The organism is Inquilinus sp. (genome assembly GCF_039594555.1).
In the GTDB taxonomy this organism is placed as follows: Bacteria; Pseudomonadota; Alphaproteobacteria; order DSM-16000; family Inquilinaceae; genus Inquilinus.
Genome location: NZ_JBCNNF010000080.1, coordinates 1 through 20474, shown reverse-complemented (window position 1 = coordinate 20474; position 20474 = coordinate 1). Strand labels below are relative to the sequence as shown.

Annotated in this window: 16 protein-coding genes and 1 pseudogene; 10 read left to right on the top strand and 7 right to left on the bottom strand. The window is 70.5% G+C overall.

Annotated elements, in window-relative coordinates; all coding sequences use genetic code 11:
- Both ABDW35_RS11295 and ABDW35_RS11290 read right to left on the bottom strand, forming a co-directional pair.
- The coding region (locus tag ABDW35_RS11295) for an alpha-amylase family glycosyl hydrolase (RefSeq protein WP_343713968.1) at positions 1–404 on the bottom strand (404 nt) is incomplete at its 3' end.
- A 2-nt stretch (positions 405–406) separates the two neighbouring features.
- Positions 407–3253: an alpha-1,4-glucan--maltose-1-phosphate maltosyltransferase gene (locus ABDW35_RS11290; protein ID WP_343713967.1), complete on the bottom strand. Its 2847-nt coding sequence runs from the start codon at positions 3251–3253 to the stop codon at positions 407–409.
- Between the two features lie 677 nt (positions 3254–3930).
- Here ABDW35_RS11290 and ABDW35_RS11285 point away from each other — a divergent pair.
- The 8 genes from ABDW35_RS11285 to lysA are packed head-to-tail and all read left to right on the top strand — an operon-like array spanning position 3931 to position 13093.
- On the top strand, positions 3931–4803 hold the full coding sequence (locus tag ABDW35_RS11285; RefSeq protein WP_034838170.1) for a MurR/RpiR family transcriptional regulator: 873 nt from the start codon (positions 3931–3933) through the stop codon (positions 4801–4803).
- A 41-nt stretch (positions 4804–4844) separates the two neighbouring features.
- Positions 4845–6431, top strand: coding sequence for an ABC transporter substrate-binding protein (locus tag ABDW35_RS11280; protein ID WP_343713966.1), 1587 nt, complete (start codon positions 4845–4847; stop codon positions 6429–6431).
- Positions 6432–6455: 24 nt separating this feature from the next.
- On the top strand, positions 6456–7385 hold the full coding sequence (locus ABDW35_RS11275; RefSeq protein WP_343713965.1) for an ABC transporter permease: 930 nt from the start codon (positions 6456–6458) through the stop codon (positions 7383–7385).
- On the top strand, positions 7382–8227 hold the full coding sequence (locus ABDW35_RS11270) for an ABC transporter permease (protein ID WP_343713964.1): 846 nt from the start codon (positions 7382–7384) through the stop codon (positions 8225–8227). The genes ABDW35_RS11275 and ABDW35_RS11270 overlap by 4 nt, the downstream gene beginning before the upstream one ends.
- A 1-nt stretch (position 8228) precedes the next feature.
- The gene (locus tag ABDW35_RS11265; RefSeq protein WP_343713963.1) at positions 8229–9182 is read left to right on the top strand and encodes an ABC transporter ATP-binding protein; all 954 of its coding nucleotides are present in this window, start codon (positions 8229–8231) and stop codon (positions 9180–9182) included.
- Positions 9179–10129 (top strand): ABC transporter ATP-binding protein, encoded by a 951-nt coding sequence (locus ABDW35_RS11260; RefSeq protein ID WP_343713962.1) that lies wholly within the window; start codon positions 9179–9181, stop codon positions 10127–10129. Before ABDW35_RS11265 ends, ABDW35_RS11260 begins: the two co-directional genes overlap by 4 nt.
- 32 nt (positions 10130–10161) lie before the next feature.
- Positions 10162–11652 (top strand): M81 family metallopeptidase, encoded by a 1491-nt coding sequence (locus ABDW35_RS11255; protein ID WP_343713961.1) that lies wholly within the window; start codon positions 10162–10164, stop codon positions 11650–11652.
- A 28-nt stretch (positions 11653–11680) separates the two neighbouring features.
- On the top strand, positions 11681–13093 hold the full coding sequence (gene lysA, locus ABDW35_RS11250; RefSeq protein WP_343713960.1) for a diaminopimelate decarboxylase: 1413 nt from the start codon (positions 11681–11683) through the stop codon (positions 13091–13093).
- A gap of 3 nt (positions 13094–13096) precedes the next feature.
- Here lysA and ABDW35_RS11245 read toward each other — a convergent pair whose 3' ends face one another.
- Positions 13097–14707, bottom strand: a complete 1611-nt coding sequence (locus ABDW35_RS11245; RefSeq protein ID WP_343713959.1) for a serine hydrolase domain-containing protein — start codon at positions 14705–14707, stop codon at positions 13097–13099.
- Positions 14708–15057: 350 nt separating this feature from the next.
- Here ABDW35_RS11245 and ABDW35_RS11240 point away from each other — a divergent pair, with 350 nt between their 5' ends.
- A complete protein-coding gene (locus ABDW35_RS11240) occupies positions 15058–17247 on the top strand; it encodes a hypothetical protein (RefSeq protein WP_343713958.1) in 2190 nt (729 codons plus the stop codon).
- A gap of 30 nt (positions 17248–17277) precedes the next feature.
- Here the strand turns inward: ABDW35_RS11240 and ABDW35_RS11235 are convergent.
- Together ABDW35_RS11235 and ABDW35_RS11230 are read right to left on the bottom strand one after the other, a co-directional pair.
- Positions 17278–17394: pseudogene (locus ABDW35_RS11235) on the bottom strand (phosphoenolpyruvate hydrolase family protein); the annotation flags it as partial.
- A 271-nt stretch (positions 17395–17665) separates the two neighbouring features.
- A complete protein-coding gene (locus ABDW35_RS11230; protein ID WP_343713957.1) occupies positions 17666–18265 on the bottom strand; it encodes an ABATE domain-containing protein in 600 nt (199 codons plus the stop codon).
- Positions 18266–18322: 57 nt separating this feature from the next.
- On the opposite strand from ABDW35_RS11230, the gene ABDW35_RS11225 reads away from it, so the two are divergent.
- Positions 18323–19264, top strand: coding sequence for an EamA family transporter (locus ABDW35_RS11225; RefSeq protein WP_343713956.1), 942 nt, complete (start codon positions 18323–18325; stop codon positions 19262–19264).
- Positions 19265–19285: 21 nt separating this feature from the next.
- Here the strand turns inward: ABDW35_RS11225 and ABDW35_RS11220 are convergent, their stop codons facing one another.
- Positions 19286–19651 (bottom strand): hypothetical protein, encoded by a 366-nt coding sequence (locus ABDW35_RS11220; RefSeq protein WP_343713955.1) that lies wholly within the window; start codon positions 19649–19651, stop codon positions 19286–19288.
- A 117-nt stretch (positions 19652–19768) separates the two neighbouring features.
- Positions 19769–20404, bottom strand: a complete 636-nt coding sequence (locus tag ABDW35_RS11215; RefSeq protein ID WP_343713954.1) for a DUF4142 domain-containing protein — start codon at positions 20402–20404, stop codon at positions 19769–19771.
- Positions 20405–20474: the final 70 nt, after the last annotated feature.

The window sequence follows — 20474 nt, the reverse complement described above, 5'->3', positions numbered from 1 at the left end:
TTCCGGGCGGCCGAGCCGGGCTTCGCCCGCCGCGCCCGCTGGAACCAGGGATGCTGGTCGGAGGTGTGGTTGATCACCAGCTCGGTGATCACGCGCAGCCCGCGGCGGTGCGCCTCGGCGATGAAGCGGCGGGCATCGGCCATGGTGCCGTAGTCGGGATGCACCTCGGTATAGGCGGCGATGTCGTAGCCGTCGTCGCGCCGCGGCGAGGGGTAGAAGGGCAGCAGCCACAGCGTGTCGACGCCCAGGCTGGCGATGTAGTCGAGGCGGGAGATCAGCCCCTTGAAGTCGCCGACCCCATCGTCGTTGGCATCGAAGAACGACTTCACATGCAGCTGGTAGATGACCGCGTCCTTGTACCAGGTCGGGTCCTCGAAGCCGGGGGTGGGGGAGCGCTTGAGCATGGTCACACCTCCTGCGCCGGACGGACGCGCCAGATGGCGAAGGGAAGGGCGGGGTCGAGGCGGATGTGCTGGATCTTGCCGTGCCAGGTGAAGGCGCGGCCGGTCATCAGCTCCTCGGCCGCCAGGGCGCCGTGGTCGGGCAGGCCCCATTCCCACAGCGGGATCTCGAGATCGGCCTCCTGCGGCCGATGCGGGTCGAGATTGACCGCGACCAGCAGCACGTTGCCGCGGTCGGGCGTCGCCTTGCCGTAGTAGAGGATGCTTTCGTTGAAGGCGTTGTAGAAGGTCAGGCCGAGATGGCTGTGCAGCGCCGGGTTGGCGTGGCGGATGCGGTTCAGCCGGGTAATCTCGGCGACGATGTTGCCGGGCCGGTCCAGGTCCCAGGCGCGCAGCTGGAACTTCTCGCTGTCGAGGTATTCCTCCTTGCCGGGAAGGGCCCGCGCCTCGCACAGCTCGAAGCCGTTATACATGCCCCACAGGCCGGACAGTGTGGTCGCCAGCGCAGCGCGGATCAGGAAGCCGGGGCGGCCGCTGGTCTGCAGGAATTGCGGGTTGATGTCCGGCGTGTTGACGAAGAAGTGCGGCCGGAAGAAGTCCTTCGGCGCCGTCGTGGTCAGTTCAATCAGGTAGCTGGTCAGCTCCGCCTTGCCGTTGCGCCAGGTGAAGTAGGTGTAGGATTGGGAGAAGCCGATCTTGGCCAGCCGGTACATCACCTTCGGCCGGGTGAAGGCCTCGGCCAGGAACACCACGCCGGGATCGCTGCTGCGGATGTCGGCGATCAGCCACTCCCAGAACGGGAAGGGCTTGGTGTGCGGGTTGTCGACCCGGAACAGCCGCACGCCCTCGCCGACCCAGAAGGCGACGATGTCGCGCAGGGTCCGCCACAGCTCGGGCACCGCCGCCTCGGCGTAGAACTCGACATTGACGATGTCCTCATATTTCTTCGGCGGGTTCTCGGCGTAGCGGATCGACCCGTCCGGCCGCCAACTGAACCAGCCGGGATGCTCGCGCAGCCAGGGATGATCGGGGGAGCATTGGATGGCGAAGTCCAGCGCCAGCTCCAGCCCATGCTCCGCCGCCGCGTCGCGCAGTCGGCGGAAATCCTCGATCGTACCGAGCTGCGGGTGGATCGCGTCGTGGCCGCCCTCGTCGGATCCGATGGCATAGGGGCTGCCAGGGTCGTCCGGCCCCGGGGTCAGGGTGTTGTTGCGGCCCTTGCGGTTCTTCCGGCCGATCGGATGGATCGGCGGGAAATACAGCACGTCGAAGCCCATGGCCTGGATCGCGGGCAGCCGCCGGATCACGTCGTCGAAGGTGCCGTGCCGGCTCGGGTCGCCGCTCTGCGACCGTGGGAACAGCTCGTACCAGCTGGCGAAGCCGGCGGCGCGGCGCTCTGCATCCACCGCCTGGGGCGGGTCCTGGCGGACGGCGAAGGGCCGCCGGTCCGCCCAGGCCATCAGCGCCGCCGTTTCCGGCGCCTGCAGCCGCGCCAGCCGTTCCGCCGGCGCGGCCTCGGCGAAGCCGGCCAGCAGCGCCTCCAGCCCGGCCCGGATCTCGCCGCGGGCTGCGTCGCGCGCCCCTTCCAGCAGCAGCCGGCCTTCCTCGATCTCGACGGTCAGGTCCAGCCCGGCCAGCTGCTTCTTGCGCAGGTCGGACGAGAAGGTGGCGAACACGTCGCGCCAGGCCTCGACGGCGAAGAGGTAGCGGCCCATCCGTTCCAGCGGGAACTCCCCCGCCCAGCGGTCGTTGCCGGTCGGCGCCATGCGCATCTCGCGCCAGCTCTCCTCGTCCTCCGGCCGCCACAGCAGGGCGACGGCGGTGATCTCGTGCCCGTCGGTGACCACATCGGCCTCGACCCGCACGCTCTCACCGGCGATGCGCTTGACCGGGAAGCGGGGATGGCCGGGGGAGGGGGAGACCGCCTCGATCGCCACCCGTGGCGCCCGGACCGCGCGGGCCAGGTCCAGTTCGGCGATGCGCGCAGGGGCGGCTGCGACGGGCGCCGCGCGCGGCGCCTCCAGTACCCGGGTCTCGCCGGGGTCGAGCGTCATGGGGCGGCTGCCGTCCAGCGTGGCCGGCGCGTCGCCCCGGGGGTCGGAGAACGGGCCGAAATCGCCGCCGACATCGCGCAGCAGCTGCGCGGGCTGCACCACCGACGGCCGCTGCAGGTCCGCATTCGCCAGGATCAGCTCCGCCCGCTCCGGCCTCGGCCCCGTCTCGGTGCGGAGCAGCGCGACCACGGTGGCGCCCGGGGCGCTGAGGCCGCGCAGGGCGGCGGGTCTGTCGCTGCGCCGGCCCAGCGCCGCGATCGCGGACGCGATCTCCGCGGTCAGGTCGAAGGGCGCCGTCTGCCGGGCCCAACGCAGCTCGTCCTCAGCTGTCCCGGCCGGGATCTCCCGCGCGGCAAACTCAAACCCCATCGGCAGGAGCAGCCCCTCACCCACGGCTGCGGCCAGCCGCAGGGACCGCAGATAGGCGCGGCGCAACAGCGGCGTATGCCGGATGCGGGCGGCCAGCCGGGGGCCGTCGAGCGGTTCAGGACAGGTGATCGCCGGCAATATCCGGGGCCCCGGGCCGGGCGGGGAGCGCAACCATGTTTCCAGGGCACCGGCCGTGGAGACATAGGCGTCGAAGCCGCAATCCCGCAGCCGGGCCTGATCCGGCTCCCGATCGGTCCTGGCGGCGAGCCAGAGACGGCCGTTCTCGGCACGCGCCCCCGCGACGACCTCCGACCAGCGGCGCGCCGCGTCCGGGCTCGACGCCGGGCAGATGATGCCGCCGACGCCGGCCCGGCACTGGGCGGCGACCGATTCCGCCAACCGGGCCAGGGTGGCGTCGTCCGGCGGCATCGCCGGCGTCCGGGGCCGCTGGCGTGGATCGGGAGGCTCATCGCCAGCCGCAGGCTCTTCGTCGGCAAGGGACAGGTCAAGGATCAGCCCGAGCCCGTTTTGGCGGCAGGAGCCGGCGATCAGCCCGGTCGTGGCGAGAAGCCGGGAGAGGCTGAACGGATCCGGCGTGGCGGCCACGACAAGGTGGTCGAATCCCATCCCGGCGATCCGAGGCAGGAGGTCCCCCAGAACGGGGTCTGATGGCGGGGCCGGGAGCCTGTACATGGCCCGCGGCTGGGAGGATTTGGGGAGCCGGTCTGCTCCCGAGCGGATCCCGTGCGTTCCGGTGGCAGGTCCGGCCATGGCAATCTCGCGTCAGATTCTGTCAAGTCGTTCGCTTCCAGGAACAGCGTGATGAAAGATCTGGTTCCTAGGTTGATCATCGAATGCGCAAGCGTAGCCAGGCGAAGCATCAAAGTATGAAATGATATGTTTGGTTAATATTCAGGTGCTTTGATTCGTATTTGGGAATCTGGCGCGATGCCCGTTGCTCGGTGCTGGGTTGTGGAGCTGCAGCCGCAAGTGCATTTGCAATCCGGCATATGCAGTGATGTCGGCAGTTCCGATTGTTAGAAAACAACCTTATGTTGCGCTATGATCAGAAAGCTGACAGTCTCTCCTGAAACAGGGAGCTTGTCGTGACCGGATCGGTGCGCCAGAGACTGACCGAAAGCCTGCAGGACGGGACCGCGGCGGGGCGCGCCATCGCCACCTACATGCTGGCCAATCTGAGCGAGCTGCCCTTCGAGACCTCGGCCACCATCGCCCGCAAGGTCGGTGTCAGCGAACTGACCGTCGGCCGCTTCTGTCGCGCTATCGGCTACCAGCATTTCAAGGACCTGAAGGCCGACCTGAAATCCGACATCGGCGACAGCCCGTGGCTGATCGGCGATCGGCTGCGCGAGTTCCAGGCCCGCAGCCGCGGCGGCGGGGGCGACATGGCCCGCAGCCTGGAGCTGGAGATCGCCGCCATCGTCCGGGTCTACGAGCTGGCGCAGACGCCGCAGTGGAAGACGGTGGTGCGGCGGCTGGCGACGGTGCCGCGGGTCTTCGTCGCCGGCTTCCAGACCGAGCGCGGCATCGCCGCGATCATGGTGCATCAGCTGCGCTATCTGCGCGACGGGGTGCATCTGGTCGACCTGTCCTCCGGCAACTTCGCCGAGGTGCTGCTGACCGATCCGGACAGCGCTGCGCTGGTGCTGTTCGATGCCCGCCGCTACTCGCAGCAGGCGCCGCTGCTGGCGCGGCGGGCGCGGGACGCCGGAATGCCGGTGACCCTGGTGACCGACCAGTTCTGCGACTGGGGCCATGACTGCGCCACCGAGGTCTTCGCGGTGCCGACCGAGATCAACCTGTTCTGGGATTCGACCGCGCCGATGGTGTCGCTGATCCAGCTGCTGCTGAACGGCATCTTCAGCGAGCTGGGCCCCGAGGTCGAGGACCGGCTGAACCGGATCGCGGAACTGTACAACGACTTCATCGGCCATGTCGGCCGCATCCCCGACCGCTGACGCGGCCGGCCAGGACAAAGACGGAAACACGGAGGCAGGACATGACGGGACTGACGACAGGCGGAGTCCGCCTGGCCGGCGTGCTGGGCCTGGCCCTGGCGGCGATGCTGCCGCTGCGGCCGGCGGCGGCGCAGGAGGCCGTGGTGGTGCTGGGCAGTGCCGAGGCCGGCGTGCCGAACTACGACCCGATCCGCGGCGCCATCCTCAACACCGGCGCGTCGCTGATCTACGACCGGCTGGTCGAGCAGGACGCCGACCAGTCCTATCACCCGCATCTCGCCACGTCGTGGGAGTCCAGCCCGGACGGCATGAGCTGGACCTTCAAGCTGCGCCAGGGCGTCAAATTCACCGATGGCGAGCCGTTCAACGCCCAGACCATCGTCTGGTGGATCCCGAAATACAAGGGCACCGAGAACGAGTTCATGGTCGACGCGATCGACCATGTCGAGGCAGTCGATGACTACACGGTGCGCTTCGTGATGAAGCGGCCGGAGCCGAACCTGATCTTCAACCTCGCCAGCGCCTTCATGGGCATCCCCAGCCCGAAGGCTTTCGACGCCGCCGGCGACGGCTATGGCGTGACCGAGGCGGTGGGCACCGGCCCGTACAAGCTGGAGAGCTTCACGGTCGGGCAGGAGACCGTGCTGGTCCGCAACGACGACTACGCCTGGGGCACCGACCTGTCGGAGAACCAGGGCCCGCCGCATATCGAGCGGCTGACGTTGCGCGAGATCCCGGACCAGTCGACCGCCTTCCTGGAGCTGAAGACCGGCGGCGTCGACATGCTGCTGGACCTGCCCACCGACTACCTGTCGCAGCTGAAGTCGGAGCCGGACATCGATTTCCGCACCCAGCCCGGCTTCGGCGTGACCTACATGCCGATCAACACCCAGCTGGAGCCGTTCACCGACATCCGGGTCCGCGAGGCGACGGCGCTGGCGATCGACCAGGCCGCGATCCTGAAGACCGTCTACAACGGCGTCGGCACCGAGGCGCACCAGTTCCTGATCGCGTCGCTGCCGGAATCGAAGGTCGATCCGAAGGTCGAGATCCGCTACGACGCCGCCCGGGCCAACAAGATCCTGGACGAGGCCGGCTGGGTCCGCGCCGATGACGGCATCCGGGTCAAGGACGGCAAGCGCCTGTCGGTCAAGCTGTGGACGCGGGCGGAGACGGAGTTCAAGCGCATCGCCGAGATCGTGCAGGCCCAGCTGAAGGCCATCGGCATGGACGCCGCCATCACCGTCTTCGACACCAGCACCATCCGCGACCAGTACAAGAAGGGCGAGCACCAGCTGGTGATCAGCACCTATGGCTGGAACAACGCCGACATCCTCGACTGGTGCTTCAGCGGCAAGCGCCTGTTCTATCCGAACGTGGCGATGTGGAACGACCCGAAGTCGGAGGCGCTGAACGAGATCGCCATGCACCAGTCCCACACCGGGGCCGAGCGCGAGGCGAATTTCCGCAAGTATCACGAATACCTGCTGAGCCAGTTCGTCTTCGCGCCGATCTACGAGCCGGCGCAGAACATGGCGTTCAACAAGACCCGGCTGCAGGTGCCTGCCGTGATCCGCGGCCCGCAGCTGAGTCAGCAGACCTTCGTCGACCTCAAGGTCGCCGAGTAGCGCGGCGCGGACCGGGAGGCCGAGATGATCGCCTTTGTGCTGCGGCGCCTGGCGCTGCTGGTGCCGGTCTTCCTGGTGGTCTCGGTGGTGGTGTTCCTCATCATTCACCTGGTGCCGGGCGACCCGATCGACAACATGATGCGGGTCGGGTCGACCCCGGCGCAGCGAGCGCAGATCGCGGCCAAATACGGCCTCGACCGCAGCCTGGCCGAGCAATATGTCGTGTGGATGGGGCGGCTGCTGACCGGCGATCTCGGCACCGCCATCATCCAGCGCCGCCCGGTCGCCGACCTGATCGCCCAGAACCTGCCGTTCAGCCTGGCGCTGGGCGGGCTGGCGCTGGCCTTCTCGACCCTCGTCGGCGTCGCTGCCGGAGTGCTGGCGGCCAGCTTCCACCGCAGCCGGATCGACGATGCGGTGACCGGGCTGATCCTGCTGGGCTCCACCGTTCCCGGCTTCTGGCTGGGGCTGCTGCTGATCCTGGTCTTCGCCGTGTCGCTGGGCTGGGTGCCGGTGTCCGGTGCGCGCGGCTGGACCTCGCTGATCCTGCCGGTGATCGCCGCGGGCGCCGGCGGCATCGCCCTGGTGGCGCGGGTGACCCGGGTGGCGATGATCGAGGCGTCGCGGCAGGATTTCGTGCTGCTGCTGCACGCCAAGGGCCTGCCGCCCTGGACCATCCAGCTGCGCCATGTGCTGCGTCACGCGCTGCTGCCGGTCGTGACCGTGCTGGGACTGCGCATCGGCTGGATCCTGGGCGGCGCCGTGGCCATCGAATACGTCTTCGCCCGGCCCGGCCTGGGGTCGCTGCTGATCCGCGCCCTGAACCAGCGCGACTATCCGCTGGTGCAGGGCTGCCTGCTGATGCTGGCCATGGCGGTGATCCTGGGCACGCTGCTGGGCGACATCGTCCAGGCGGCGATGGACCCGCGCCAGCGCGAGGCCCGGCCGTCATGACCCGCCGCCCCGCCCTCCTTTCCGCCCTGTCGACCGTCAAGGGCGGCATCGCCGGCCTGTACCTGCTGCTGCTGGTGGCCGGCGCCGTCTTCGCCCCCTGGCTGGCGCCGTATCCCTACGACCAGCAGGACCTGTCGATCGTCAACCAGCCGCCCTCGGCCGGGCATCTGCTGGGCACCGACGAGCTGGGCCGGGACGTGCTGTCGCGCATCCTGAACGGGGCCCGCACCTCGTTGTCGGTCAGCGTCACCGCGATCGGCGTGTCGGTGCTGCTGGGCCTGGCCCTGGGCGCCGCCTGCGGCTATTTCGGCGGCGCCTTCGACCGCACGGTGATGGTGGCGGTCGACCTGACCTGGTCGTTCCCGGAGATCCTGATCGCCCTGATCCTGGTGGCGATCATCGGCCCCGGGCTGCAGGGCGTGCTGCTGGCCATCGCCATCGCCTATCTCGCCCAGTTCACCCGGCTGACCCGCACCCAGGTGCTGTCGCTGAAGGGCGAGACCTATGTCGAGGCCACGGTCAATCTCGGCGCGGGCCACGGCCATGTGCTGTTCGCCCATCTGCTGCCCAACGCCCTGGCCCCGGTGCTGGTGGCGGCGATGCTGGCCACCGGCGACGCCATCATCCTGGAGGCGACGCTGGGCTTCTTCGGCCTGGGGGCGCAGCCGCCGACCCCGAGCTGGGGCGCGATGATGAGCGCCGGGTCCGCCCAGCTGTTCATCGCACCCTGGGTGATCCTGCTGCCCGGCCTGGCGGTGGCGCTGACCGTCGTGTTCCTGAACCTGTTCGGCGACGCCCTGATCGCGGCGCTGGACATCCGCGCCCGGCTGCGGGAGGCCTGAGATGCTGCTGACCGTGGAAGGGCTGCGCATCGGCATCGGCCCGCTGGCCCCGGTGGACGATGTCGGCTTCGCCGTCGACCGCGGCCAGATCCTGGGCGTGGTCGGCGAATCCGGCTCCGGCAAGTCGCTGACCGCGATGGCGGTGATGGGCCTGTTGCCCCGCATCGGCGGCCGGATCGAGGCCGGGCAGATCCGGTTCGACGGGCAGGAGCTGGTGGGGCTGCCGGAGCGGCGGCTGCGCCGGCTGCGCGGCGGCCGCATGGCGCTGATCACCCAGAACCCGATGACCTCGCTGGACCCGATGATGCGGGTCGGGCCGCAGATCGACCAGTCGGCCCGGCTGCATCTCGGGCTGGACCGGCGCGCCGCCCGCGCCCGCAGCCTGGACCTGCTGGCCGATCTGCGCATCCCCGACCCGGCCGCGGTGTACGGGATGTACCCGCACCAGCTGTCCGGCGGCATGAAGCAGCGCATCGTCATCGCCATGGCCCTGGCGGGCGACCCCGACCTGCTGGTGGCGGACGAGCCGACGACGGCGCTGGACGTCACGGTGCAGGCCCAGATCGTGCAGATCCTGGTCGAGCTGGTGCGCGACCGCGGCCTGGCCCTGGTGCTGATCACCCACGATATGGGCGTGGTGGCCCAGACCTGCGACCGGGTGGCGGTGATGTATTGCGGCCGGGTGGTCGAACGGGCGCCGGTCGGCGCCATCTTCGGCCAGCCCCGGCATCCCTACACCCAGGCGCTGATCCGCTGCATCCCGCGCGAGGACACGCCGCCCGGGGGGCTGAGCGGCATTCCCGGCATCGTGCCCGGGGCCGCCGACCACCCGCCGGGCTGCCGCTTCCATCCCCGCTGCCCCTGCGCCACCGACCGCTGCCGCGCGGATGTGCCGGCGCTGCGCGGCGACCCCGACGGCCACGGCGCGGCCTGCCACCTGGCGGAGGCGGCATGAGCGAGCTCCTTTCCATCACCGGGCTCAGCCGGCGCTTCGCCGGCGGCGGGCTGTTCCGCCGGCGCGTGTTCCACGCCGTCAGCGACGTCTCCTTCGCCGTCCCCCGCGGCAGCGTGGTCGGGATCGTCGGCGAATCCGGCTGCGGCAAGTCCACCCTGGCGCGGCTGGTGCTGCGCCTGATCCCCGCCAGCGCCGGCAGCATCCGCTTCGACGGACAGGATGTCGGCGGCCTGGCGCGGGGCGAGCTGCGCCGGCTGCGGCGGCGGATGCAGCTGGTGTTCCAGGACCCGTATTCGGCGGTCGATCCGCGCTACTCCGTCCGCGACGCGCTGCTGGAGCCGTTCCGGGTGCAGCGCCTGCCGCCGGGGGAGGGCGAGGTCGCCGGCCTGCTGGAGATGGTGGGGCTGGCGCCCGCTTTGGCGCGGGCCTATCCGCACCAGCTGTCCGGCGGGCAGAAGCAGCGCGTCGGCATCGCCCGCGCCCTGGCGCTGCGGCCGTCGCTGGTGGTGCTGGACGAGCCGACGGCGTCGCTCGACGTCTCGGTCCAGGCCCAGATCATCGCGCTGCTGGACCGGCTCCGGCGCGAGTTCGGGCTGACCTACCTGTTCATCTCGCACGACCTCGGGTTGGTCCGGTACTTCTGCGACCGGATCCTGGTGATGTATCTGGGCCGCATCGTCGAGATGCTGCCCAGCGGGGCGCAGCCGGCCCATCCCTACACCAGGGCGCTGCTGGACAGCACCTTCGAGCCCGACCCGCGCCGCCGCCGGCAGATCACCCGCCTGTCCGGCGAGATCCCCAGCGGCTGGGACCCGCCGCTGGGCTGCGCCTTCGCCGCGCGCTGCCCCCGCGCATCCGATCTGTGCCGCCGAACCTTGCCGACGCTGGCCGCCGTGCCGGGCCATGCCGGCGGGCAGCAGGCGGCCTGCCACCACCCGTTGACCTGAAGGCCCATCAGAGGCCGACCGGAGGAGCAACCATGAGCTTTCGCGTCCTGACCGCCGAATTCGCGCACGAGACCAACACCTTCAACATCCACCCGACCGACTACGACGCCTTCGCCCGGCGCGAGCTGTATTTCGGCGAGGATGCGATCCGCGCCCTGGGTGACGCCAACACCGGCATCGCCGGCTTCCGCGACGTCGCGCGCGAGCATGGCTGGACCCTGCGTCATGTGCTGAGCGCCGCGGCCGAGCCGGCCGGCCCCGTGACCCGCGACGCCTTCGACCGGCTGGGTGGCGCCATCGTGCGCGCGGCAGCGGAGGCGAAGGGCGCGCTGGACGGCATCCTGCTGGCCCTGCACGGCGCCATGGTCACCGACTTCTCGCCGGACGGGGAGGGCGAGCTGCTGGAGCGGCTGCGCGAGGTGGTCGGGCCCGGCCTGCCGATCGCGATCACGCTCGACCCGCATGCCAACGTCACCGAGAAGATGTGCCGGCACGCCGACATCATCATCTCCTACAAGACCTACCCGCATATCGACATGCGGGAGATCGCGCGCCATGCCGGCGGGCTGCTGCACCGGACCATGGCGGGCGAGATCCGGCCGAGGACGCTGCTGGTCCGCCGCCCGATGCTGGAGGAGATCAATGCCGGCCGCACCGATATCGGCCCGATGGTCGGCTGGATCGCGGAGGCGCGGGCCTATGAGGGGCGCAGCGGCGCCTTCGCGGTCAGCATCAACGGCGCCTTCCCCAATGCCGACATCCCGGAGGTCGGGCCGACCGTGCTGGTGACCTATGAGGGGGAGGAGGGGCCGCACCGCGCCTTCGCCGAGAGCATCGCCGGCAGAATCTGGGACGCCCGGTTCGACGTGCTGAACACCTTCCACAGCGTGGCCGAGGCGGCGGCGATCGCGCGGGACTGGCAGGGTGACCGGCCGCTGATCATCGCCGACTATGCCGACAATCCCGGCGCCGGCGGCTATGGCGACGCCACCACGCTGCTGGGGGCGCTGCTGCAGGCCGGCATCGGCAAGGCCTGCTTCGGCCCGATCGTCGACCCCGAGACGGTGCAGCAGCTGCACCGGGCCAAGGCCGGCGAGACCCAGCGGCTGCGGCTGGGCGGCAAGACAGACCCGCGCTTTGGAGGCGGCCCGCTGGAGGTGTCGGCGACGCTGCTGTGGACCAGCGACGGCAAGTTGGTCGGCGACGGGCCGATGCTGGGCGGCATTGAGTTCAGCTTCGGGCCGAGCGCGGTGATCCAGGTCGACGGCATCACCGTGCTGGTCGTCAGCGAGCCGTCGCAGATGCTGGACCTGCAGCAGTTCCGCGCCTTCGGCATCGACCCCGCGGCGCATCGCGTGGTCGGGCTGAAGTCGATGCAGCATTTCCGGGCGGCGTTCGAGCCGATCGCCGGCAAGGTCATCGTCTGCAGCAGCGGCGCCCTGTGCACGCTGAACTACCGGCAGATGCCGTACCGGAACGTGCCGCGGCCGATCTACCCGCTGGACCCGGAGATGAGCCTCTGACCCGCTCGCGGTCGCTGGGGAGGGGATCATGAACCATCTCGCGGTCACGCCGCCGCGCGGCTACGGCGCGGCGGACGGACGGTTGTCGCTCGACGGCCACGACCTGGTCGCGCTGGCGCAGGCGCATGGCACGCCGCTCTTCGTCTTCTCCGAGGCGCGGCTGCGGGGCAATGCCGCGCGGTTCCGCCGGGCGGCGGAGGCCGGGCATCCGCGCGTGCTGGTCTGCTACGCCAGCAAGGCCTGCTCGAACCTGTCGGTGCTGGCCGCGGTGCGGGAGGAGGGGCTGGGCGTCGAGGTCAATTCCGGCGGCGAGCTGTACAAGGCGCTGGCCGCCGGCGTCGCGCCGGGCCGCATCGTCTTCAACGGCGTGGCCAAGACGGTCGAGGAGATCGGGGAGGCGATCGGCCGGGGGATCAAGGCGATCAACGTCGATTCGCCGTTCGAGCTGCGGCGGATCGGCGAGACGGGGCGGGCGATGGGCCGGCGGGCGGAGGTGGCGCTGCGGCTGGTGCCGGGGGTCGAGGGCGGCGCCACGCCCGGCATCCGCACCGGCGGCAGCGACAGCAAGTTCGGCATGATGCCGGAGGATCTGGCGGAGGTGCGTGGCATCGCCGCGGAATTCGCCGACGCGGTCGGGATCATCGGCCTGCACTGCCACATCGGCTCCCAGGTTGCCGATCCCGACGCCTTCCGCGACGGCACGCGGTTCATGGCCCGGCAGGCGCGGGAGATCGCCGCCTGGCTGGGCCGGAAGCTGCGCCACGTCAATCTCGGCGGCGGCTATCCGGTGCGCTACGTGCATGGCGACGCCGGCGGGTTGGACGCGTTCGACGCGGCCGAGGATGCGGCGGCGATGGTCGGCCGGGTGGCGGCCGAGGCCGCGCGCGAGCTGGGGCCGGATGTCGAATTGCTGTTCGAGCCGGGCCGCGCCATCGTCGGCGACGCCGCGGTGCTGCTGACCACGGTCGAGAACATCAAGCACCGCGGCGCGCAGCCCTGGCTGTTCCTGGATGCCGGCTACCACACGCTGATCGATGCCGCGGCGGTGCGCTGGTACTTCCACATGGTCACCGCCAACCGGATGGGGGAAGCGGAGGCGCCGTTCCGCGTGGTCGGGCCGCTTTGCGATTCCGCCGACTGCTTCTTCGACGTCGAGGGCGAGCATCTCTACGACGCCCTGCGCCGGACCCGGCCGGACGATGCGGGGCTCGAGGCGGCGGTGGTGCGGCTGCCCCGGCACCGCGGCCTGGCGGCCATCACCAGGCCGGGCGACATCGTCGCCCTGCTGGATGTCGGCGCCTATGCGCTGGAGCAGATGTTCCCCTATTGCGGCCGGCGCCGGGCCGGGGCGGTGATGCTGCGCCGCGACCGCGGCGTCGCCTGGATCCGGCGGCCGGACACGGTCGAGGACCTGGTCCGCGACGACGTGCCGGCCGCCTGACGGTCAGCCCAGCCGCGGCAGCCGCAGGCTCCGGGTGCGGTCGTTGTTGATCACGATCGCATCCGACAGCACTCGCACGGCGCAAAGCCAGGACGGCACCTCCGGCTCCGGCCCCTCCGCCGCTGCCGCCGGCCGGGCCAGCAGCAGGCCGGGCGCCACCGGCCGCAGCACCGCGTCGAGCGTGGCGAAGGAGGAGCGGAGGCGCAGCCGCGCCGTCTCGCCCTCGATCGCGATCTCCGCCTCCAGCGCCACGGCGGGGTCGCCGTAGCGGCCGGCGGCATCGGCGGGCACGGCCGGGGCCGCATCGCGCAGGCGGCGATACAGGCGCCGGCGGCCGAACCAGTCGGCGTCGATGTCGCCGTCCGGCCGCAGGCTCAGCCGCAGCGGGATGATGCCGCGCTCCGGCTGGAACACGCCGGGCTCGACCTCCTCGATCTGCGTCTTGCCGCCATTGCCGCCCATCACCGGCACGCCGTTCTTGGGGGCGATGGCGAAGACGTCGTCGGTCGCCGCGTCGTGATACAGGCCCGCCGCCGTGGCCAAGCGGGCGCCGGCCGCCGCCGAATGCGGCGGGCCTGGCGGATGGCCCAGCACCGCGTCGACGATCCGCCGGGCCATGGAAAAGGGCGTGATGTCGTCGGTGTTGGCCAGGATGACGATGTCGAGGCCGAGATCGGGGAAGCGCATCCCCTCCGACCGGGCGCCCGCCATCGCCCCGCCATGGCCGATGCTGCGGTGGCCGCGATAGGTCGTGGTCACCAGCCCGAGCCCGTAGGGGCTGGGCCGGCCGTTCACCGTCGCGCCCGGCCGGGCCATCCGCGCCAGCTCCGCGCCGCCGACCTTGGGGTCGTTCAGATTGGCCAGCCAGATCATCATGTTGTCGGCCGAGGAGACTATGCCGCCATCGCCATTCGCCTCCTCGCCGGCCCAGGCACGTCGCCATCCGCCGTCCGGCCCGCGGGTGTGATGGTCGGCGAGATAAGGCACGATCTCGTCGTCCTGCTTCATCAGCAGGGTCTGGTCCATGCCCAGCGGGCCGGTGATCCGCTCGCGCAGCAACTCGTTGAAGCTGCGGCCGGAGACCTGCTCGATCACCTCGTACAGCAGCAGGAAGCCGGCATTGCAGTAGATCAGGTCATCGCCGGCCGGGAAGTTCACCCCGGCATGCTCGCGGAGGACCCGGCGCAGCATCGCGCGCGGCGCGGGCGACAGCGGCGAGTGGCCGCCCAGCTCCATGATCTCGACATAGTCGCGCAGGCCCGAGACATTGGCGGCCAGGTGCTGCAGCGTGACCGTGCGCGGGAAGTCCGGCAGCCAGGGCAGGTGGCGCCGGACATCGTCCTGCAGCGACAGCTTCCCCTCGCTCTCCAGCATCAGGGCCAGCAGCACGGTGAACTGCTTGGTCTGCGACGCGATGCGCATAACGCTGCGGCCGGTCAGCGGGATGCGGTGCGGCAGCTGGGCCAGGCCGTAGCAGCCGCGATGGATCTCCCGCCCGTGGCGCCGCACCGCGACCACCGCACCTGGGGAGTCCGCCTTGGCCCAGGGCGTGAACAGCGCGTCGATCCGGGCTGTGAGATCCGCGGGCGAACCGCCCCTGTCCTCGGATACCATGGAACCTCCCCTTCTGCCGATTTCGTTGCTGGCAGATTGGCAGTTTTCTGATTTCAATTCAAATCAGTCAGATTTCTGTCAAACATCCTTGGTCATGCCGGCGATGACACCTTGCGTCCACCGCGGGAATGTGGCCGCCTGAGGCGGCATTTATAGGAAGTGATTCGCGACTGAAGACCTTGAGCCTCCCGGACTCCAGCAAGCCGGATCGATTTTGCGGCGCTGGATGAACGGATCCGTTCCATGCCGAAGACCATCCGCGGCGGCGGCCGCGTCCTGCGCATGGCGGGTATCGGGCGGTTTTGAGCCGCGGGTCAGGCCTGTTTGACAACCAACCGGAGGGGGACCCGGTGACTCAGAGACTCACGGCCGTCCTGCTGGCGGCGCTGTTCCTGCTCGCGCCGGGGCTTGCCCAGGCGCAGCTGAGCTGGAAGCCCGGCAATCCCGGCGGCGGCGGCGCGTTCAACTCGCCGGTCGTGACCAGCGAGGGGTACTGGGCCGTCGGCTCGGATCTCGGCGGCGTCTATCTCAGCACCGATGCCGGCGCCAGCTGGACCGCGGTGGGATCGGCCCAGGGCCTGACCGCCACCCATATCGCCTCGATCGCCGCGCATCCCGCGGGCAAGCTGCTGGTCGGCACCGACAGCGGGCTGTTCGTCGGCAACAGCAACGGCACCGGCTTCAGCCGGACCTATGCCAGCGGCTACATCGCCGCCATCGCCGTGTCGGCCGATCCCAACATCGTCTACGCCGCGGTGCATCCGCAATGGGACAGCCTGAGCCCCTACATCATCCGCTCCAACGATGCGGGCCAGAGCTGGGCCGCGACGGGGTCGAACCTCCCGGCCAGCCTGCGCATCACCGGGCTGCGCACCCATCCGGTTGACCCCGACGGCGTCTGGGCGGTCAGCGGCCGCGGGCGCTTCCCGGACCGCCCGGAAAGCCAGGTGGTGTACGAGGCCGATTTCTCCACGGATGGCGGCCACACCTTCACCAGGATGGACCCGCAGCAGGGCAAGCTGGTCGACATCGCCTACGGGCTGGACCCGTCGAACCTGAACCTGATGTATGCGACGGTGGCCGCCACCGGCAACGCCCCGCGGGTCTACAAATCGGTGGAGACCGGATTCTCCTGGACGCTGCTGACCTCCGGCACCCAGGCGCCGTCGGGCATCATCCTCGCCGATTCGACCAATGCCAGCCATGTCCGGATCGTCGGCCTCGACGACCAGGCGCTGCGCCCCGCCGGGACCTATGGCAGTTTCCTGTGGGAGAGCACCAATGCCGGGGCGAGCTGGACGAAGTACACCCTGAGCGTCACCGGCGGCTGGTCCCAGGCCGACGAGGTCTGGGGCATGGGCTTCAGCTACCAGGGGCTGGGCCAGACCATCGGCTCGAAGCCGTCGACCCCGAACACGGTGCTGTGGACCAACAACCAGTTCCTCTACGCCAGCAGCAACGGCGGCAAGGCCTGGAGCGACAGCGTCTCCACCGCCGTCAGCGGCAAGTGGCGCTCGCGCGGCATCGACAATGTCGTGCCGACCGTGGTCGAGCAGAGCGCGGTGGACGCCAACCTGGTCTATGCCGGCTACATGGATCTCGGCCTGTGGCGCTCGGATGACGGCGGCAGCAGCTGGACCAGCCTGAACGCCGCGGCCTACACCGGCGGCTGGGCCGGCAAGGGCGGCAACAGCCTGAGCGTGATCGCGGATCCCAGCCGCGCCAATGTGGTCTGGGCCCAGCTGGGCGGCAACATGGAGAATTGCGGCTCGCCCTGCGCCGAGCCGATGTACCTGCTGAAGAGCACGGACAAGGGCGCGACCTGGCAGAACATCACCCAGGGCCTGCCAAGCCCGATCCGGCGGCTGGAGGGGCTGGCCGTGGCCCCCGACAGCACCACCAATTACCGCTGGCTGTACGCCGCGGTGAATGGCGACGTGTATCTCAGCGAGGATGACGGCGCCTCCTGGGCGCAGGTGCTGGACTGCCCGAACGACGACTGCTTCCGGATCTACTACACCGCGACCAACGGCGTGCTGGCCCTGTCGGCGGGCGCGATCTACCGCTCCTGGCAGGGCGGCAGTGCCGGCACCTGGAGCCAGGTGACCCTGCCCGCCGCCATGACCAGCGGCTGGACCCCGGGGCAGCACTGGCTGCACGACGTCTGGAGCTATAGCGGGCCGATGGACTTGGCCAGCCGCGGCGGCAACATCTGGGTCGCGGTCAAGGGCAGCGGCAAGGGCCTTTACCGCTCGGCGGATTACGGCCAGAGCTGGACCCGCGTGCGGGCCGACGACCAGGCCCGGACCGTGACCGTCCATGCCGGCACCGGCCGCGTCTATTTCGGCAGCTCCAGCGCGGTCCAGGCCGGCGGCTACGCCACGACCAGCCAGGGCGTGGTCACCAGCGCCGACGGCGTGTCCGGCTGGACGGCGCAGAACCAGGGCCTGGCGTTTCCCTTCGCGCTCTACGCCCGGGTCGCGGCCAATGGCGCGCTGTGGCTGGTCTCGCCCGGGCAGGGCGTGATGAAGTGGCGGTGACGCGCCTGCGTTCGTCCGCAAGGCCAATCGTCAGAACGAGACCTGCTTGAAGGCACGGGTCTGGGCGGTCAGGGCCTGCTCGGTGGGCAGGCGCTCCATCGAGCTGGCGCCGTAGAAGCCGCGGCAGTGGCGGCAGCGCTGGAGGAGAGGCCGGAGACGCGAAGCGGCTCCGGGTGAGAGGAGTTTGTCGAGGCCGGGACCCGCCTCCACCCGGCTGTCCTGCGGACGTTCGACCTCTCCCGCGTCCGGCGGGAGAGGCAACGCGAAGGCGCGACATCCTGCTGTTCCCTGCGATGCAGTGATCCGACCTCAATTCATCTCTCTCTCTCTCTGGAGATCCGAGGGGCCGGCCTGATCCCGCTGATAATCGCGAGCACTGAACCGCATCCGGCAAACGGGCCAATGCCGCGAAGACCTTCTACGCTCTCCTCTCCTCGAGCCGGCGCAGCCGGGCGCGGTGGCGGCTGGCCTTGGCCCGGTTGCCGCAATCGCCCATCGAGCACCAGCGCCGGTTCTGCGCCCGGCTTTCATCGATGAACAGCCAGCCGCAGCCCTGCTCGTCCTGGCACTGCCGCACCCGGCGGGCGCGGGGCCCGGTCAGCAGCGCCGCGGCGGACAATGCGATCGGCTGCAGTAGGCCGAGCGGATCGGCCGGGCGGCCGTGCCAGGCTACGCCGTCGCCAACCGGCGCGATCTCCGCCCCGGGGCCGGCCAGCCGGCCATTGAGCAGCGCCAGATCGTCCGCAGCCGGCGCCCCGCCCGCCGCCACCGCCAGCAGCGCGCGATAGATCGCCTCGCGCAGCGTCAGCGCCGCGTCATGAAGCGCCGCCATCCGGTCCGGCGCGATGCCACCGGGAGGCTCCGCCAGGCCATTGGCGCCGAGCCAGCGCCGCAACGCCTCCGGCGTCGGCAGCCGCTCCTCGCTCGGCTGCCGGCGCCGCCACGCCATCGTGTTGACGAAGCGGATGCAGAGCTCCTCCGTCCGTTCCGGGGATCGGGAACTGCCGGGTCCGGCCACGCGTTGCCTCCATAGTAACCCCTTATAAGGTTATCACTTCGGATACGGATGGCCAGCATGCGGTACCGCCTCGCGGCGGCCTTCGCGGCGATCTATCTCGTCTGGGGCTCGACCTACCTCGCCATCGCCCTGGCGCTGCCCGCGATCCCGCCTTTCGTCCTGATGGGCTCACGCTCGGTTGCCGGCGGGCTGATCCTGCTGGCCTTCGCCCGCACCCGCGGCGCCCGGTTAGGCCGGCGCGGCTGGCTGGTCGGTGCGGCCTGCGGCCTGCTGTTCTTCGTCGGCTGCCACGGCGTTCTGGCGGTGGCGGAGCAGCGCGTGCCCACCGGCCTTGCCTCGATCCTGCTCGCCACCATCCCGTTCTGGACCGTGCTGGCCGGCCTGGCGCTGCCGCTCGGCAAACCGGCCCGGCCGCGCGCGCTCCTGCTCCTCACCCCCGGCTTTGCCGGCGTGGCGCTGACCGCCTGGCCTGCCCTGGCCGGCGCCGGCGCGGCCGACATCCTGATGCTGCTCGGTGCCAGCCTGTCCTGGGCGCTCGGCACGGTGGTGTCGGAGCGGCAATCCGGCGAGACCCCGGCGCATGCCCTGGGCGGGGCGGCCCTGGTCACCGGCGGGCTGGTGCTGCTCGGCCTCGGCGCCGCCACCGGCGAGATGCCGCGGATCGACCCGGCCGGCCTCATCGGCGTGCCGGGCCTCGCTTGGCTGCACCTGACGCTCATGGGCACGGTCGTCGCCTTCGGCGCCTATGTCTGGCTGCTGGAGCGGGTGCCACCGCCGGTGGTCGGAACCTACACCTTTGTCAACCCGATCGTCGCCGTGGCGCTCGGCTGGGCCGTACTCGGCGAAGCGCCGACGATCGAGATGCTGGCCGGCGGGATCCTGGTGCTGGGATCGCTGGTCGCCCTGCTGTGGCTCGAGCCGCCGACCGCCCATCGCAAGCACAAGCAGAAGGAGGAGAGCCGTGTCTCCCTCGACGCCCGCTGCCCCGCCGCCCGTTAAGCTCGGAGCCGGCCGACGGCCTCAGGCGGGCGGCAGCATCGCCCCGCTCTGCTCGTCGACCGTGGCGATCCGGCAGTCGCGTGGATCGTACCGGACGATGATCGTGCCGGGCCGGTTGGTCTGCCGGACCCAGACCTGGCGCAGCGCAAGGCTGTATTCGGTCGGATAGCCGGGCGTGTATGGCGCCAGCTCGACCCCGGCGATGTCGCTGGCGGTGAGATGACGCGCTGTCAGGGCGCCGGCGACCCGGCCAGAGCAGGCCTCCTTCCCCATCTGGCTGCGGACCTTCTGGGCCACGGCCGGATCGGGCGTGGCCGAAGGCGGTGCCTGGCCGGTGCAGCCGGACAGAATGAGGATGAGGGCGATGCTGGAACGAAGCCTGGCCATTTGCGATCACCATGGGCTTGGCGCCGGCGGCGCGTCCTTGTCAACTCGATCCGTGCCAACGGATTCGGACGGCCGGTTGGTTCCTGCTCCTCGCCCCGCGGTGCTCATTGCCGGGCTTCATTTCGCCTTCGGCACCGGGGGCGCGGTGCTGGCCGCGGCCATCTCCGTGTTCAGCCCTTGCGCCATCTGCAGGTGATGGAACACGACCGGCAGGGTCTCTGTGGCGAAGGCCTTCAGCCCTTCGTCCTGGCCGGAGCCGATCTCGTATTCCAGCAGCTGCGCCGTGACCTGATGGTCGGCGATCTGGCTGGCGATATAGGCACGGTCGAAATCGTCGCCCTTCAGCCCCTTCAGCCGGTCGTGGATCGCCTGGTGTTCGGCATCCATCTCCCGGGGCAGGACGATGCCGGCCGCCTTGGCCAGCCCGGCCAGCCGGTCGTTCGCCTTGCCGTGGTCTCGCACCATCTGCCGGCCGAAATCGCGCACCGCATCGCTGCCGCCCTGCGCCTCGGCCAGCTTGCCGAAGGCCACCTCGGCCAGGCCGCCCTGCGCCGCGGCGACGGCGAAGACCTGGTCCGAGGTGTTCGGCCGATGCGGCGCCGGCGTGCCCGGCTTCGCCTCCGGCGTCCCGGCCGGCGTGGTCGCCGGATTGCCCGGCGCCGGGGTGGTCGGGCTGTCCGTCGTCTGGGCCCAACCCGGGGGCGCCGCCAGCAGGAAGGCCGCCAGCGCCGCGGCCGCGATCCGATCCGTCATGCCGGTTCCTCCTTCCATGACCGTCACAGCGTCAGCAGATAGGCGGTCAGCTTTGACTATTTCTTTTCTT